15 protein-coding genes are annotated in these 16,053 nt (G+C 37.4%); 3 read left to right on the forward strand and 12 right to left on the reverse strand.

Annotation, left to right across the window (positions count from 1 at the left end):
* Nucleotides 1–17: 17 nt before the first annotated feature.
* The 5 genes from mbcS to ezrA form a co-directional block, all read right to left on the reverse strand.
* Nucleotides 18–1,595 (reverse strand): acyl-CoA synthetase MbcS, encoded by a 1,578-nt coding sequence (mbcS, locus tag L8T27_RS14875; protein ID WP_237941802.1) that lies wholly within the window; start codon nucleotides 1,593–1,595, stop codon nucleotides 18–20.
* 159 nt (nucleotides 1,596–1,754) lie between these two features.
* On the reverse strand, nucleotides 1,755–1,961 hold the full coding sequence (locus L8T27_RS14880) for an alpha/beta-type small acid-soluble spore protein (RefSeq protein ID WP_233317404.1): 207 nt from the start codon (nucleotides 1,959–1,961) through the stop codon (nucleotides 1,755–1,757).
* Nucleotides 1,962–2,075: 114 nt separating this feature from the next.
* On the reverse strand, nucleotides 2,076–3,281 hold the full coding sequence (gene thiI / locus L8T27_RS14885) for a tRNA uracil 4-sulfurtransferase ThiI (protein ID WP_233317403.1): 1,206 nt from the start codon (nucleotides 3,279–3,281) through the stop codon (nucleotides 2,076–2,078).
* Nucleotides 3,278–4,420, reverse strand: coding sequence for a cysteine desulfurase family protein (locus L8T27_RS14890; RefSeq protein WP_237941803.1), 1,143 nt, complete (start codon nucleotides 4,418–4,420; stop codon nucleotides 3,278–3,280). Before L8T27_RS14890 ends, thiI begins: the two co-directional genes overlap by 4 nt.
* A gap of 149 nt (nucleotides 4,421–4,569) precedes the next feature.
* Nucleotides 4,570–6,276 carry a septation ring formation regulator EzrA gene (gene ezrA, locus L8T27_RS14895; protein ID WP_233317401.1) on the reverse strand — a complete coding sequence of 569 codons (1,707 nt, stop codon included), beginning with the start codon at nucleotides 6,274–6,276 and terminating at the stop codon, nucleotides 4,570–4,572.
* A gap of 345 nt (nucleotides 6,277–6,621) precedes the next feature.
* Between ezrA and hisJ the strand changes: the two genes are divergently transcribed.
* Nucleotides 6,622–7,425, forward strand: a complete 804-nt coding sequence (gene hisJ, locus L8T27_RS14900; RefSeq protein ID WP_233317400.1) for a histidinol-phosphatase HisJ — start codon at nucleotides 6,622–6,624, stop codon at nucleotides 7,423–7,425.
* On the opposite strand, the gene refZ is transcribed toward hisJ, so the two are convergent.
* Nucleotides 7,408–8,031, reverse strand: a complete 624-nt coding sequence (refZ, locus tag L8T27_RS14905) for a forespore capture DNA-binding protein RefZ (protein WP_237941804.1) — start codon at nucleotides 8,029–8,031, stop codon at nucleotides 7,408–7,410. The two genes, hisJ and refZ, sit on opposite strands and share 18 nt — an antisense overlap.
* A 210-nt stretch (nucleotides 8,032–8,241) precedes the next feature.
* Here refZ and L8T27_RS14910 point away from each other — a divergent pair, with 210 nt between their 5' ends.
* Entirely contained in the window at nucleotides 8,242–8,730 is a 489-nt protein-coding gene (locus L8T27_RS14910) for a GAF domain-containing protein (protein WP_233317398.1), read from the forward strand.
* 73 nt (nucleotides 8,731–8,803) lie between these two features.
* Here L8T27_RS14910 and L8T27_RS14915 read toward each other — a convergent pair.
* Both L8T27_RS14915 and L8T27_RS14920 read right to left on the reverse strand, forming a co-directional pair.
* Nucleotides 8,804–10,158 (reverse strand): IS3 family transposase gene (locus L8T27_RS14915; RefSeq protein ID WP_237941805.1). Its coding sequence is split into 2 segments (ribosomal slippage): nucleotides 8,804–9,705 and nucleotides 9,705–10,158, totalling 1,356 coding nucleotides; the frame shifts between segments, so codons are not numbered across the junction.
* Nucleotides 10,159–10,243: 85 nt separating this feature from the next.
* Entirely contained in the window at nucleotides 10,244–12,121 is a 1,878-nt protein-coding gene (locus L8T27_RS14920) for a sensor domain-containing diguanylate cyclase (RefSeq protein ID WP_233317716.1), read from the reverse strand.
* Between the two features lie 542 nt (nucleotides 12,122–12,663).
* Here L8T27_RS14920 and rpsD point away from each other — a divergent pair.
* Entirely contained in the window at nucleotides 12,664–13,266 is a 603-nt protein-coding gene (gene rpsD, locus L8T27_RS14925) for a 30S ribosomal protein S4 (RefSeq protein WP_127736987.1), read from the forward strand.
* 777 nt (nucleotides 13,267–14,043) lie between these two features.
* Here rpsD and L8T27_RS14930 read toward each other — a convergent pair.
* From L8T27_RS14930 to L8T27_RS14945, 4 genes are all read right to left on the reverse strand, one after another.
* Nucleotides 14,044–14,301, reverse strand: coding sequence for a hypothetical protein (locus L8T27_RS14930; protein WP_237941806.1), 258 nt, complete (start codon nucleotides 14,299–14,301; stop codon nucleotides 14,044–14,046).
* Nucleotides 14,302–14,344: 43 nt separating this feature from the next.
* Nucleotides 14,345–14,509 carry an aspartyl-phosphate phosphatase Spo0E family protein gene (locus L8T27_RS14935; RefSeq protein WP_233317712.1) on the reverse strand — a complete coding sequence of 55 codons (165 nt, stop codon included), beginning with the start codon at nucleotides 14,507–14,509 and terminating at the stop codon, nucleotides 14,345–14,347.
* A 333-nt stretch (nucleotides 14,510–14,842) separates the two neighbouring features.
* Nucleotides 14,843–15,043, reverse strand: a complete 201-nt coding sequence (locus L8T27_RS14940) for a YozQ family protein (RefSeq protein WP_237941807.1) — start codon at nucleotides 15,041–15,043, stop codon at nucleotides 14,843–14,845.
* Between the two features lie 246 nt (nucleotides 15,044–15,289).
* Complete coding sequence (locus L8T27_RS14945) at nucleotides 15,290–15,916, reverse strand: LysE family transporter (protein ID WP_233317708.1); 627 nt, start codon at nucleotides 15,914–15,916, stop codon at nucleotides 15,290–15,292.
* Nucleotides 15,917–16,053: the final 137 nt, after the last annotated feature.

The raw sequence follows: 16,053 nt of genomic DNA on the forward strand, positions 1-16,053 counted from the left end.
ATAAACCGAAATTTCGGTTATCCATTGTTTTTCTGTTCATTATCCCTTAGTTCCACTCTTCTTGTTTTACCAGAAGCTGTTTTAGGAAGCTCATTGATAAATTCAATCTTACGCGGATATTTATAAGGCGCAGTCATAGTCTTAACATGTGTCTGCAATTCCTTCACTAACTCATCTGTCCCTTCGATACCATCACGAAGCACAATAAATGCTTTTACGACATTTCCTCTGATAGGGTCTGGACTTGCGACAACAGCACACTCTTTTACTGCAGTATGTTTAACTAGTGCATCTTCGACTTCAAATGGCCCGATTGTATAGCCAGAGCTTATGATGATATCATCACTTCTGCCTTCAAACCAGAAATAACCGTCTGCATCCTTTTTCGCTCTGTCGCCAGTAATATAGTATTCGCCTCTGAACTGCTGTCTAGTCCGCTCCGGCTCTTTAAAGTACTCTTTAAATAAAGCAGGTGTGTCTTTATGGACAGCAATATCGCCAACTTCTCCCACTGCACATGGTTTACCATTTTCGTCGACAACTTCAACAATATTTCCAGGTGTTGGTTTGCCCATCGAACCTGGACGAAGTGGAACTCCTTTTGTAATGCCTAACAGCAGCGTATTTTCTGTTTGGCCATATCCATCTCGTACATCAAGATTGAAATGAGCTTTGAATACATCGATTACTTCTCTGTTCAGCGGCTCTCCTGCTGAAACTGCACTTCGTAAGCTAGGAAGCTTGAATGAACCGATATCTTCTACTTTAGCCATCAGGCGATACTCTGTAGGAGTACAGCATAATACATTGATTTCATAGTCTTCGAGCAGCTGTAAATATTTGCGAGGATCGAACTTGCCGTGGTAAACAAATCCGACTGCACCTGATCCTAATACGGAAAGAAGCGGACTCCAAACCCATTTCTGCCAGCCAGGTCCAGCTGTAGCCCAAACTAAGTCGCCACTTTCAATACACAGCCAGTTTGGCGCAGCTGTACGAAGGTGAGCATATGCCCAGCCATGTGTATGTACAACACCTTTTGGATTACCTGTAGTTCCAGACGTATACGAAATAAATGCTGTATCTGATTTTTTTGTTATCGTTAACTCCAACTCATCAGAAGCGTCTGCTGCTGCTTCATCTAAATATCTCCATCCATCTGCTTCTTTGCCGATAGCAAATCGTTTCAGGCTGTTGAGCTCTTCTACTTTGTTAAGCTCGTCCAAAAATGGATAATAGCTGATGACAGCTTTCACTTCACCGTGTGTAATCCTGTATTGCAGATCCTTCGCCCGAAGCATTTCTGAGCTTGGAAGGATTGTAAGCCCTAATTTCAGTGCAGCTATGTATACTTGGTACGCTTCAATCAGTCTTGGTACAATGACCAATACAACATCACCTTTTACAAGGCCCGCTTCCTTAAAAACATTGCCCATCTTATTTGCCTGCTGCATAAGTTGGCTGTATGTAATTTCTTGCTTATCTCCGCTTTCATTTTGCCAGCGCAATGCAAGCCTTTCTTTGTTTTGCGCAAACTTTTCAATCTCGGAAACGAAGTTATACATTTCCGGAGCCAATAATTCTTCCCGACCCATTTCATTTCCCCCTAGTGATTAGGTTTAAAAATACTTATGTCATTATACTACTAACTCTTTCATTTTTAAAATATTTCATTTTCGCTAAGGAGATAATTAGTGATTTATAAGCAAAAAGAGATGAGGCAAAGGCCTCATCTCTATCGCCATATTATTTTATTATTGTTGGTATCCGCCACCAAGTTGTTGTTCAGCCATTTGAACTAGACGTTTAGTGATTTCACCACCAACAGAACCGTTAGCGCGAGCAGTTGTTTCTGCACCTAAGTTAACGCCAAATTCTGAAGCGATTTCATATTTCATTTGTTGTAGAGCTTGGTCTGCACCAGGTACTACTAAGTTATTGCTGCTGTTGTTGTTTGCCATGTGTATCACCTCCTTGTTGATAATAGAATGTGTAATACACATGGACTTCATTCATTTTTTCTAATTGGTAATTGTTCACATTATTACCACTACTAGCAAATAGGTTACTTTCTGTTAAAACAAGCTGTCTAACAGACTGTTTTCTTCCTGTTTGCCAGTTAGTATAATTGTTTCTACTTTGTCGACAGCTTCCTTAATCATTGGCTCAAAGTCCACAAAACTCTCATAAAACTCCACCTTCTCTTTTTTCGGTTTTGTTTTTGGAGAAGCAGGAACAAATACTGTACAACAATCCTCATAAGGTCTGATGGAGATGTCATATGTTCCAATAGACTTAGCAATGTCGACAATATCTCCTTTATCAGATGCGACCAATGGTCTGATAATCGGTGTATTTGTAACTGCATTTATCGCATACATGCTTTCAAGGGTCTGGCTGGCAACTTGACCGAGACTTTCCCCTGTAATGATTGCTAATGCTTCTTGCCTTCTTCTGATTTCATCTGTGATTCGCAGCATTAGCCTTCTTGTCGCAGTCATTGTATAGTTTTCTGGTATTTGTTTATGAATTAACTGCTGTATCTCTGTAAAAGGTACAATGTGAAGGACAAACCGCCCATTCATGGAAGCAAGCACATTGCCAATATCGACAACCTTTTGCTTAGCTCTTTCACTAGTGAATGGAGGACTAAAGAAGTGAACCCCTTCAAGTTCAAGCCCTCTCTTCATAGACAAGTAGCCTGCAACAGGACTGTCTAACCCGCCTGATAGCATAAGAACTGCTTTTCCGCTCGCACCAGAAGGCAGTCCACCAGCACCAGCAAAGTTTTCACTCGACAAATACACTGCCTCACTTCTCACTTCGACCTGCAGTGTAATATCGGGATTTTTGACATCTACTTTTATACCAGGAATATTTTTCAAAATATGAGAACCAAAAAAATGGTTCAGTTCATTTGTGTCTAGGGAAAAGGTCTTATCAGATCTTCGCGCACTCACTTTAAACGTATTTCCATCCTTATAGATTGAAGATACAAGCTCTAATGCTGTGTCTTTCAGCAAGTCTAAATCTCGGTCGACCTTAATAGCAGGGCTGAATGACTGAATTCCAAAGATGTTCCTTAATGAATGAACGACAGCTTCTGCTTCCGTCCCATTTAAAATGACATACATACGGTCACGCTGTCCGTCAATTTTGATGTTAGGAAAACTGCTTAAAGCATCTGCAATGGAATGTCTTAATTTATCAACGAATTTTTTTCTGTTTTTTCCTTTAGTAGAAAGCTCTCCATACCGAATTAATATACGATCATACTTCATCTGTTCATTACTCCTCTTAGCCAGTTGATAGTTTCCTTTAATACAGACATTGCTTCCCGAATATCTTTTAACTCATTATCATAAGCCAAGCTGATTCGAAAAGAACTTTCTGCGATATTTTCCGGTACTCCCATAGCCAATAATGTTTTGCTGACTGTGTTTGTCTTTGATGAACACGCACTAGTAGTCGACAGAAAAATACCTTTTTCCTCGAGGGCGTGAATCAATACCTCTGCTTTGATACCACTTGCTGAGAAATTAATAATATGCGGAACACTGTTAACCGGGGAGTGGACAACAACATTATCCATGCTTTCTAACTGATCACGGATGAACTTGTTCTGTTCAAGCATTTTCCCAAACTGATTTTTGTAGTTATCAAGCTGCATTCTTAAAGCTTTCGCTGTTGCTACTGCACCTGCCACATTTTCCGTTCCGCTTCTTACATTGCGCTCCTGTCCTCCGCCGGCAAGCAATGGAGAAATATTAATTCCGTCCTTTGCAAACAGGATACCATTGCCTTTTAGTCCATGAAATTTATGTGCGGACATTGTATATAAATCTATATGATAATCTTCTAATGAAAGAGGCGTTTTTCCTATTGCCTGAACACCATCTACATGAAAATATATCTTAGGATATTCGTTCAATAACTTTCCGATTGCTTCAATCGGTTGGATTGCGCCTGTTTCATTATTAACATGCATGATAGAAACAAGTATTGTATCACTCTGTATATGTTTTTTAATATCCTCAACAGATACAATCCCATCCTCGTTAACAGGAAGGTATGTTACGGAGAAACCGTCTTGCTCCAGCTGTTCCATTACCTTCATTATCGAATCATGCTCTATGCTTGTTGTGATAATATGTTGACCTCTTGACTTAAACCTTCGAGAAATCCCTTTTAGTGCCATATTGTTTCCTTCTGTACCGCCAGAAGTAAAATAAATCTCGCTTTCCTTAACATCTAGCAACGCGGCAATTTGAGCCCTTGCTTGTATCAAAAGCTTCTCTGCTTCCATCCCTATTCGATGCAAAGAAGAAGGATTTCCAAAATAGTTTGCTGCAACTGCTGTATAGGATTCAATCACTTCCGGAAACGGCTTTGTTGTCGCACTATTATCCAAATATATCATAAGCCCCTCCTAACTAAGAACTCCAGCACTTTATGGTATCATAGTAAACATTATTTGAAAATATAATAGAGCTATGCGTTAAAAACAAAAAGATAGTTTGAATTGCACTGCAAAAAAAAGATAGCCTTGCTCGGGCTATCTTCTTTTTTCTATTTCATTTGCTTTTCCCTTAAATCGCCAATCAAAGCTTCCATTCGCTTCATACTGCCAGGTTCAATTTCCTCAACCGCCGCAGCTGCTTGCTCTAACGCTTCCTTATAACGATACTTACGGAAAAGCATTTCCGCTTCTGCAAGCGACTTTTCAGCCTTTGGATATTTACGGCGGTATCTATTACCATATTGGATGACCTTCTCAGCCAACAGAACCGTCTCAACCAGTTCTTCCGTAGCATTCACCAGCGCATGTGTAACATGCTCTGCATTTTCAACCATGCTTTGAACCGTCGGCAAATCAAGTGGCGCCTCCTGCAATACGGTTTTAAGCTTAGCCATAGCTTCCTTTGTCTCTTCTGCAAGCTCATTGTATTCTGCTGTAACACCAGGCAAATTACTGTTCGCAACCATCCGAAGAGCATTTGTCATTTGCTTTGTGAGCTCTGTCATTTTTTCATGTGCAGCTACTTCATCTTTTCTTAAGGCATGAAGCTTGTCAAAGAGGTCCTCCTGTTCTTTTGAAGCACTCTCAAGCTGCTCTTTAAGAACCTTTAGTTCCTCACTTAAAATCGTATGTGCCGCAGACTCTGTCAACAGCTTATGCTCAAGCACCTCATATTGCTTGTATAATAGCTTCAGACGTTTCTCGAGTTTGAACTGCAGCTCTAAATCTTCATCATTCAAATTATAGCTTCTCTGCAGCAAGGATACCTCTACTTGAAGGCGAGAGTTCCCTTCCCTGATTTCTTCAAGGATTGCCTTAGCAGGATCTAAGTTTTTGTTCCAGTAGTTTCTTGCAATTACTTCTTTTTCAAGCAAGTCATACAGAAGATCCAGTTTTTCCTGTACTTCTGCAATAACATTTTGCACCTGCTCTATCTTTCCTTCTACAAGCAGCTTGTTGCTTTCTTCCAGTTCCACTTCAATTTCCTTCACTTCTGTTTCAAGCTGGATATGTTCAAGAATGAAGCCTTGTTCCAGCATATCTGCATATCCATCTTTTAAATCATTCAGCTGTTCAGGAAGCTTCGTTTGGCACTCAATAAGCAACGGAGGCACATTATCAATCAAGTAGCGAATATCGCCAGTGAGCTTTTCGATTGCATGAATAATTTCCCTTGCTTCCAAATAATCGCCATTATTCGTTTTTTCTTCATACTCTTTTAGCTTTACAGTAGTTTCCTGCAGCATTTCTTCTATTTTGCTTTCTGTTTCTCCGAAAGAGTGTCTATGTGCTAGCAATGTCTTTTTGCTTTCTCGATAGGATTCCTTTAAAGCATCAATTTCAGTTCTGTTCTTTTCTTCGCTTCCAATTAAATTATTAAGCTCCTCAAGCATTGTTTCGATGCTGCTCTCCATGCTCTCCAATTTAACGCGGATTTTTTTCTGAAGCTCTTTTGCTTTTCTGAACTTATATTTATCAATCGACTCTTCTGTATCAAACAAAAGCTCTTCGAGTTCCGGCAACTGATCTGTCACGATACCATCCCAATCAGCTCTCCATTTTTCAAAGAGTTCCTCCGTTTGCCCAATCATATTAAGCTTTTTCACTTTCGAAAGCTCATTCAACACAGGCCGATTCATTATATCGATTTTCCAGCTTTCCAGCTCATCCACTGTTCCATAATATTTTCTTCTAATAAAATATCCTGCTGCAAATAGGCAGATTAAAATGCCTACTCCTCCGATTATGTAGTTCATTTGAAGCCCCCTGTTCATACACCGACCAAATTTATTTCAACATACTTTTATATGTAAAGGTTATATATTTGTATTTATGATACCATGTAAACGACAATTTTTGACTAATATTTTATTTTTTTTTAAAGAAAATTGTTATTTTCCAAGACAGTTTTTCTTTGTGTGAATTTACGTAAGGCAAACAATAGTTCTCCCCGCATCTTGCCGGCACTTACTCCCTAGTGAAATTCAGTCCGATTTCCGTCTGTTTTTAAGCATTTATAGAATATTTTAAAAAAAGCATTCCTGTATATCGGAACAATAAAGGTATAATAAATATAGCCATACTGGGAAAGGGTGAGAGTCATGTACAAAAGAGATGGTCATATTCATACACCATATTGTCCGCATGGGACAAAGGACGGATTAAAAGAATACATAAAAAGAGCTATAGACCTAGGATTTAAAGAGATAACGTTCACGGAACATGCCCCGTTACCGAAGGGGTTTGAGGATGCAGCCCCGACAAAAGACAGCAGCATGACAATGGAGCAGCTGCCTTCTTATGTCGAAGATGTCTTAGAAGTAAAGGCGGAATTCAGCAGGGAACTGATCATTAATCTTGGTCTAGAGATTGATTATATTGAAGGCTATGAGAATGGAACGATGGAGTTCTTGCTAGAGTGGGGGAAATTTTTAGATGACAGTGTATTGAGTGTGCATTTTTTAAAAAATCCACACGGAAAATATGATTGCCTTGATTACAGCCCCGAAATATTTGCTAGTATGATTGAGAAATATGGACATGTTGATTGTATCTATGAATGCTATTTCCAAACACTCTCTAAATCGATATTAGCTGATTTAGGTCCATTTAAACCGAAAAGAATCGGACATATGACGCTTGTCCATAAGTTTCAAAAGCAATTCCCTCCGGTTCAGGATTTTTCACTTGCTATAAAGGAAATACTTCATCTTGTGAAACAAAAGGAGCTTGAGCTGGATTATAATGCAGCAGGATTATTTAAGCCATTATGCGAGGAGACATACCCTCCCATTTGGGCGATAGAGGAAGCAGTGCGTCTGCAAATCCCGCTTATATATGGATCAGATGCCCACCAAGCCAAGGATTTAGGACAAGGGCAACATCTATTAATTGGGAACGGCTAAGCGCTGCGGAAAGCAAATTACTTCATCAATCCATTTATCGATTTCCTCTAGGTATTTTTTGATGAAATATGGTTCATTTAAATAAATATGAAGAACCTCTTGAATATACGATGCATTTAGAAAAGGCATAGAAAGGAAGCTTTTTAACTGAATGATGCTGTATGGAACAGATTGTTTTTTAAATTCCTTTTTTTCTATGCCACTTTCCAAAATGCTTGATAAATAATAGCGTTCCTTTACATAATAAGTAGACAATATTTCCCTGACAACTTGGGAATCAATAGATACTTCTCGGAGTACGAACCTTGTTAACTGTAAATTCTTCCATTGAAATTCAATGATTTCTTTTACGACTGTTTTCAGCTTTTCCGACATGCTGCTATAATTATGGCGGCAAACCTCCTCCAGGACAGCCATATAATTCTCAAAATAATTAGTGAAGCAATACTCAAGCAAACCATTCTTACCATTAAAGTAGTAGGAAATATTTGCAATATTTACATTGGCATGGCCTGCGATGTCTCTGATAGATGTACCATTGTAGCCTTTTCTGTTGAATAATGTAATCGCAGATTCGACTATTGCTTCCTTTGAATTTCTTTTCACCCATATCGCCTCTTTTCTCTTGCTATTCAAAGTAATATATGTTTGAATAATAATTATTTTTGTGCAGCATAAATGATAGAAGAAAAGCCTCTATATAAATTTCTTGATTATATTGGCCAATCCTTTAAAAGAAAGTCGACAAAACTTTTTCATATTCGCTCTAATCTGCTAAAATAATGAGAATAATAGAAGGAAAGTTAGGTGATTTGCTTGTTTAACGTCGAAACATACAAAGGCAATCGAGAACAGCAATACGAATTGGTAATTAAACAGCTGAAAGCTCTTCTTGAAGGCGAATCAAATACAATTGCAAACTTATCAAATGCAGCTGCTCTTTTGAATCAATTTTTGGATCGTGTCAATTGGGTAGGCTTTTATTTAACAGAGGATAATAAGGAGCTTGTACTCGGCCCGTTCCAAGGTTTGCCTGCATGTGTCCGTATTCCTTTCGGAAGAGGTGTTTGCGGAACTTCTGCCGAGAAGAAGGAGACAGTATTAGTGGAAGATGTCCATCAATTCCCGGGACATATTGCTTGTGATGCTGCTTCCCAATCAGAAATTGTCGTGCCATTGGTGAAAGAAGACGGCACATTATTAGGTGTTCTCGATATTGATTCACCTGAAAAATCCCGCTTTGATGAAACAGACAAGAAGTATTTAGAATTATTTGTTTCTGCCCTAATGGATTTTGTGAATTAATTTGTTCTAGTTCATACGAAAAACACCCCGAAACGTTTGAAGTGACCCCTAAAAGTTAGACACGGTTATTTCGTCAGGCAGCTTGTATAAAATGAGTTCGGTATTGTATCGGACTCATTTTTAATTTTGCCTTCATGCGTTTTGTGTTGTAATACGTTATGTAATTTTCAAGTTCCAATTTAAAATGTTCCATACTTTCAAATTCCTTTAAGTAGAGGAATTCCGATTTAAGAATTCCAAAGAAATTCTCCATAACTGAGTCGTCGTAACAGTTTCCTTTACGAGACATACTTTGCACAATGCCTCTTGATGCAAGTGCGTGACGATATTGTTTCATTTGATAATGCCACCCTTTATCGGAATGCATCAGTAATTGGTGTTCCTCTGGTAACTTTTCTAATGCTTTCTCCAACATTTCTGAAACAAGGGAATACGTGGGTCTATGACCAATTGTGTATGTAATTATTTCCCCATTAAATAAGTCTAAAACAGGTGATAAATAGAGCTTTTCACCAAATAATTTAAGCTCTGAAATATCGGTTACCCACTTCGTATTAGGGACTTCAACTGTAAACTTACGGTCTAAAATATTAGATGCGATTTTACCGACTGTCCCTTTATATGATTTATACTTTTTCATTCTGACTATGCACTTTAAACCAAGGGTTTTCATGATGCGTTGAACTTTTTTATGATTCACTTTTCGCCCACGATTTGCGAGTTCATCACGAATTCGTCGGTACCCATAACGACCCTCATGTTCGTTGTAAATCGCTTGAATCTCGGTTTTTAACTCGGCATCTAGATCGGGTCGATCTAATTTCTTCACTAAGTCATAGTACGTACTACGTGGAATCTGTGCAAATTTGGCAAGTGCCTTCACCGAGTATTTATGCCTTAATTCATAGATGACCTTTACTTTGTCTTTTTTGGTGATGTTTCCTTGGCTTGAACTAAGGCATTCAACTTTTTTAAATACTCGTTTTCCATTTCAAGTTGCTTAATACGTGCTTGAAGTGCTTCTGTTGACCCTTCTACTGGTGTTTGTTTTGGTTGTTTATTCGTTTCTTTTTTCATGGATGGACGCCCCTTTTTCTTTGATTGAAGGGCATCGAATCCTTTTGTTTCAAGTTGTTTGTTCCAACTTCGAAGTGTAGATGGAGTAGCTATATTAAATATAGCCGCAGTTTCGATAAAGGACGTACCATGTTCAATCATGTAATTTAGTACGTCTAGTTTAAACTGTGCTGAATAATTTGTATACCGTTTAATAAAAGCTTCTACACCGTTATACTCATATTGTTTCGCCCATTTAAGAATTGCTTTATGGTCTGTTCCAATAGTTTTAGCAATTTCATGTGAGCTTTCTTTGCCTTCTAAGTACCGTAGTGCTGCTTGTAATTTTTCCTCTGATGTATATTTTGCCATAAAAAACTGCGCCTCCCATTGTTAGATGTGTCTAACAATTGGGGCGCAGTTCACGTTTCGGGGTGTTTTCTTTTTGAAGCAAGCATTATTTTTGCAAGAATGCGTCCTGGACGATGACTCGGTCCTTCCCTGTTTCCTTAGCAATATACAGCGCTTTGTCTGCACGCTTAAAGAGTGCATGGTAATTCTCCTTCTTATGTCTCATCCAATAGGAGACCCCGCAGGAAATAGTCACAGGCGGGGCAGAGCTTTTCCTGACTTTTTCCACAAGTCTTTCTGCAATAGCAACCCCTACTTGGAGCGGAACTCTTGGCAAGTAGATTGCGAGCTCCTCACCGCCCCATCTTGCTCCAATATCTGTCGCTCGAATGTTTTCTAAGATGATATTAGCAACCTGAATAATAATTTCGTCACCGACTTGATGTCCATACGTATCATTAACTGCTTTAAAGTTATCAATATCAATGAGAATGAATGTACCTTCTGCATCCTCTACAAGGGACCTTTCTAACTTTTCATCTAAGAAGCTTCTGGAATAGAGTTTTGTTAGATGATCTGTGACGACCATCTTTTCTAGCTCTTCTCTAAGCATAGAATTAGTCAGTGCTAATGTAGAATGATGGATAAGTGATTGCAGCAGCTTAAAAGTATCAAATGAAAAATGATACGGCTTTTGATGCATCACGATAGAAAAACCTTTTAAAATGCCTGTTTGCATCATCGGCACTGCCATAATCGATTTGAAAACAGCATCCTCTTCGGCAGGCATACTGAAATCTCCTAAAAACAAAGAGTCTTTTTCTTGTTTAATCTTTTCTTTAAAATACTGGATATAACTTTCAGCAGCTTTTGAGCAGAAAAAGTCCGTGCTTCCGTTTAAGACAGTCACTGTATTTGATTCAGCAGAAAATAAAATAAATCCTACCTCTTCAGCCTCAAAGCTTGTTGATATTCGATTCGACATATATGTCATCATTTCATTAAGCCTTAGATTAGCGTTTAACCGATGGGACGCTTCATTAATAAGCTGAAGATCAGACACCAGTTTTTTCGACTGCTGATACAGCTGTGCGTTTTCAAGTGCACCACCCGCAGTATTAGCAAGCAGAGAAATGAACTCTACTTCTTTTTTAGGGAACTTAACCGAGTTTTCAGCAATTACTTGCAAAACACCGTATACCCCTTGCTTTCCTTTCAAAGGAGCATATAGTATCGAATTTCTGCCCTCTTGAAGATACTCAAACTGAATCTCACCAGTTACGTAGGCTTCCATCGCAGCAAGGTTTGAGCTGTCATATTCCAAATCCTTAATGAGCAGATCTCCATGTGTGTTATTATCATGAGACAATAACAGATAATAGCCGAGCGATGGATAGATATCCTTTAAAGTATTGATAATCGCCCGCAAAACCCCTTCTGTATTCATGGAGGAGTGGAATTTTTCGGTTACCTTGAAGAGTTTTTTATATCTTTTCTCCTCTGCAACCACTTCCAGTAAATTTTGAACCTTTATTATATAGTAACTAAATTCTTCACTTATCAGCTTATACAGACAGTCATCACCAAGTGATTTGCTTTGTTCGGATTCATTTAATCTCACAACAAAAAAATTATAAAAGCCATCTTTATTTTTTAAAGGAATTAACAAATCATATTCTTCTAATTCATCAATACCAATTGGCTTTTTGCTGACTGCTCTTGTCAGCAGCCTGTTTTTTATATCTACTGTATACGGAAGGATGGATGCTGCAACTGTTGGGTTTGTTGACGCCTCCACAGCCCATTCATCGTTCCACTCATTAGCACTATAGTAAGTCACTTCTGCAGCATGCAAAAAATTTTTAATAATATAAAGCATTTCTCGCAGAATTATTTCGTAATTAAAGCTTTTACTTTCTATATCAAAGAGATCAAAGAAACGACTTTTTAGCTTTACTATTGATTGGTGGTCAAGCATATCCATCTAATTATCACCTATTCATCTAACTATTCATTGTATTTTTCCCAATTTATCCAAAGATATTGCCGCTGTCTTCTATTTAATTTTATAATGACAAGACTTAGTGCTAGACTAAAGTTAGCAACATCCAGTCCTATATAAACAACAGATACTTTTCGCCTAATCCAAAAGTAGGAATTTTATATACTTAAATTATCGGACAATTCTTATAGTAAAGTAAAACAATTATATCACAAGGCGCTGTAATGAGAATACAAGAGCATAAAATTTTCCTGCTCCTATAAAGGTAAATTTCTACTAGCATAAAATTAATAAATCTTAGCTTGACTTTTAGGCAGTTGAAATCATATAATATTCTTTGTGTAAAATATTGCAGCATATGCAAATCACTTTGTTGCTTTATTTTGTTCCTCAAAAGCTTTTTTGATGGTGTATTGTGTAACCCTTAGCTGCTAGGGCGAAGGTACATGAAGACAAAATAAACATAAAGGCTAGTTGCATCTGTTTTTATTTTACAAAATAAAAACATGAAGGAGGAGTCATCAATGGCTCGTTATACAGGTCCAAGTTGGAAACTTTCTCGTCGTCTTGGAATTTCTTTAAGCGGTACTGGCAAAGAGTTAGATAAACGCCCTTACGCTCCAGGACAACATGGTCCAAACCAACGCAAAAAATTATCAGAATACGGTTTACAATTACAGGAAAAGCAAAAATTACGTCATATGTATGGTGTAAATGAGCGTCAATTCCGTAATTTATTCGATATTGCTGGCAAAATGAAAGGTAAACACGGTGAAAACTTCATGGCGCTTCTAGAATCTCGCCTTGATAACGTTGTTTATCGTTTAGGTCTTGCTCGTACACGTCGTCAAGCACGTCAGCTTGTTAACCACGGTCACGTTATCGTTGATGGTGGACGTGTTGATATCCCATCATACCGTCTAAAAGCAGGTCAAACAATCACATTGCGTGAAAAATCACGTAATCTTGATATTGTTAAAGAAGCAGTTGAAGTGAACAACTTCGTACCTGATTTCTTGACTTTCGATGCTGATAAATTAGAAGGTACATTCACTCGTTTACCAGAACGTTCTGAATTGCCAGCTGAAATTAACGAAGCTCTTATCGTTGAGTTCTACTCTCGTTAATAGATTTGCTAATACAGCATTATCAAACCCTAGAAACCGCGTTGTATCAACGCTTTCTGGGGTTTTTTTATTACGCTTCGTAGAATGATGTATTATCCATTATTGATTTGGGGCTTATATTGGGACTGAATTATTAGTGTGGACAGACACATCCTCTATATTTCAGTAAATAGTTTAACTTGAAAGCTAAAACCCTTCCTTTACACCATTTCTCTAATTTATTTTTCCTATCTTTAGTTGTTGTGAAAAATATCAATACTGGAACTGCATTTTTTATCAATGCATTAATTCTTTATATCGTTGTATCTTCTTTTTGTTATCGATCATATCCCTCGTTTTATCCACTTTGACTAAATGACTTGTATAATTAATAGGTACATTATTGTAACAGAAAGCTAATTTTGCCTAATAATTTTTTAGAAGTCACATTCTCCTTATTAGGTAACTTCTTGCTGTTTGTTCATTTCAAGAAATTATTAGCTTTTAAAAAAGAACATAAAAAGACCTTCACAACTTTTGTGAAGGCTTAAATCATGAATCCTTTATAAGAAAGTACAAATAATTCTGTTTAATAAAACATCTAAAAGACCCAGAAATTACTGCAATTTCTGAGGCTTTTTTGTCATCTTCTTTGATACTGCCCAATGTTTAATTCCGAAAAATACGGCTATAAGTCTAATAAGGAGCAAAGGCGTTTTAGCGATCCCCAATTTTCTCACCACTGCCTTTGCTCCTTCCCCATAAAAAAAAGACCCCCCCAGGTCTTCTGCATTCCAATTATTTTATCAAGCCTATCGCTATAGTCTCGATTAATGTCCTCACAGAAGCATTTCGTTTTCTGATGGCTTTCATCATTGTCACAAGCTTCCTTATTTCATCCTTGGACTGTTCTTCTATCAGCCACTCAACTAGCTCTGTACTTTTAATTCGAAGCGGACCACCTTTAGCAGGAACCTTAAAATCTCTTTCCCGTTTCAATACATTTCTTACATGTGCTTTGTCATAATCATATAATGTCATTAAGTTTTCTTGCAACGTTCATCTTCCTTCGATTTATTTTGTATATGTAAGCCTCAATTCAAGAAGCTGCTTCTCCTTTATGTATCATCATTTGTAAATTCATTAAATTATCTAATCTCTTACTAAGTAAAATTGTTTCTTTAGAAGTGAACCCCTTTGCCATTCCTGTTGAAATCATATTCTCTCTCAGCATTTCAATTTGTTCATTTAAATGAATACTCATATGTAAACTACCCCTTTAATAATTTCCATAGAAATTTATTCTAACAAGGGTAAACGGATACAAAAAAGGATAATCTTTCTTCAAATGTCGACAATATATAACAAATTTTGACTGAATCTACCTGTAAATTCAAGCTGTTTAGATAACATCAGTTATAAAGAACTATAAATTTCCTCCTTCAATAGTTCTTAATTCCTACTATTCTTTTTGTAAGAATATTCTTTTATTTAATTCAAGGTCTTCTGCTATATAAAATATTAAAAAAGTTACATCCTTCTTCCATCCTTAAAAATAAAGGAAGGCAGGATGCTTCTCCTACCTTCCTTTATTTGCTTATTTTTTATGACCGGTATTTTGAAGGGGAATATCTTCTCCAGCGACATTTTCCATCACGCCGTCAATAGTGCCCTCTGTATAGGTATCTGATGATTGCTCATGGGTCTCAGCAAGCCCTTTTGAGACAACATCGTTCTTTTGATAGTCTTCTGTTTCGTAGGTTTTTCCCGCTACAGGAGCATTCTGTGATTTTTTCATCGTAATTCCTCCATTTCTTCTATTTATTATTGTTGATACATGTTGTTAGAAGGATAGGAAGATGCCTTTGAATTAAGTGTTGAACAATCTGTCTGCATTGGTTTATTTGCTGCATTCCATTGATTGAGTTTTGCATCATTATCCTCCTAGAACTTCCGGCTTTGTGTTTTCTGTGATACAAAACATATTTTGCATGGATTTGAACAATCCATGCAGTCAATCGTCTGTTTACAAAAATTTACCTACTCAGAATAAAGCCTTATATGCTTGGTAAGCAAAATAAAGTCCGAAACCAATCATTGATAAAGATGACAAAACAGAAATTACATACAGCATATTAGAATGAAGCAGCCTTCTTGCAATGCCTGAAATGAGGGCCATTATGAGATCCCATAATAAAATTCCTGAGATAATAGCCAAGCTGCATAATATGAAGGACTTATTAGAAAAGCTCTCTGCTGATTTTGCCAATACAGAGCCATATATTCCAAGCCAGAAGAGAATGGTTAAAGGATTGGAAATAGACATTAAAAACCCAGAAAAAAACGACTTAAACAAAGAATTGTCCTGTTTATTCCTTTCTGTCACATTAATTTTGGCTGTATTAATCAAGCTTTCTATTCCGGTATACGTCAGTACGAAGAAACCAAACAAATACAAAAAGGTTTTCATAAATGGTGTGTTTATAAACTGACTTACTCCAAAATAAACCATCATCATATAAATGACATCAGCCGCCAATGCACCAAGCCCGAACACCCAGGCATGAAAAAAACCATTTCTGATTCCCTTGTCCAATTGTGCAGCGTTAACAGGACCAACAGGTGCCGCCAATGAAACGCCTAATAATATATAAGGAAAAAAAGTACCCATAAATCCCTCCGCATATGTATATTTACTTCTAATGTATTCAGCGGCAGGGACTTGTACCACAGAAAATTATTTTCTATTTAGAGAATAAGTCGGCACTATAAAAAAGCTTCTTGGACAAACAGTCCAAGAAGCTTTAA

Origin of the sequence: Niallia sp. Man26 (assembly GCF_022049065.2) — a bacterium.
GTDB lineage: Bacteria > Bacillota > Bacilli > Bacillales > Cytobacillaceae > Niallia.

Excerpts from the sequence above, each read along its gene's own strand:
- mbcS (WP_237941802.1), bottom strand. The coding sequence starts at position 1,595 with ATGGGTCGGGAAGAATTATTGGCTCCGGAAATGTATAACTTCGTTTCC.
- L8T27_RS14880 (WP_233317404.1), bottom strand. The coding sequence starts at position 1,961 with ATGGCAAACAACAACAGCAGCAATAACTTAGTAGTACCTGGTGCAGAC.
- thiI (WP_233317403.1), bottom strand. The coding sequence starts at position 3,281 with ATGAAGTATGATCGTATATTAATTCGGTATGGAGAGCTTTCTACTAAA.
- L8T27_RS14890 (WP_237941803.1), bottom strand. The coding sequence starts at position 4,420 with ATGATATATTTGGATAATAGTGCGACAACAAAGCCGTTTCCGGAAGTG.
- ezrA (WP_233317401.1), bottom strand. The coding sequence starts at position 6,276 with ATGAACTACATAATCGGAGGAGTAGGCATTTTAATCTGCCTATTTGCA.
- hisJ (WP_233317400.1), top strand. The coding sequence starts at position 6,622 with ATGTACAAAAGAGATGGTCATATTCATACACCATATTGTCCGCATGGG.
- L8T27_RS14920 (WP_233317716.1), bottom strand. The coding sequence starts at position 12,121 with ATGGATATGCTTGACCACCAATCAATAGTAAAGCTAAAAAGTCGTTTC.
- rpsD (WP_127736987.1), top strand. The coding sequence starts at position 12,664 with ATGGCTCGTTATACAGGTCCAAGTTGGAAACTTTCTCGTCGTCTTGGA.
- L8T27_RS14935 (WP_233317712.1), bottom strand. The coding sequence starts at position 14,509 with ATGAGTATTCATTTAAATGAACAAATTGAAATGCTGAGAGAGAATATG.
- L8T27_RS14940 (WP_237941807.1), bottom strand. The coding sequence starts at position 15,043 with ATGAAAAAATCACAGAATGCTCCTGTAGCGGGAAAAACCTACGAAACA.
- L8T27_RS14945 (WP_233317708.1), bottom strand. The coding sequence starts at position 15,916 with ATGGGTACTTTTTTTCCTTATATATTATTAGGCGTTTCATTGGCGGCA.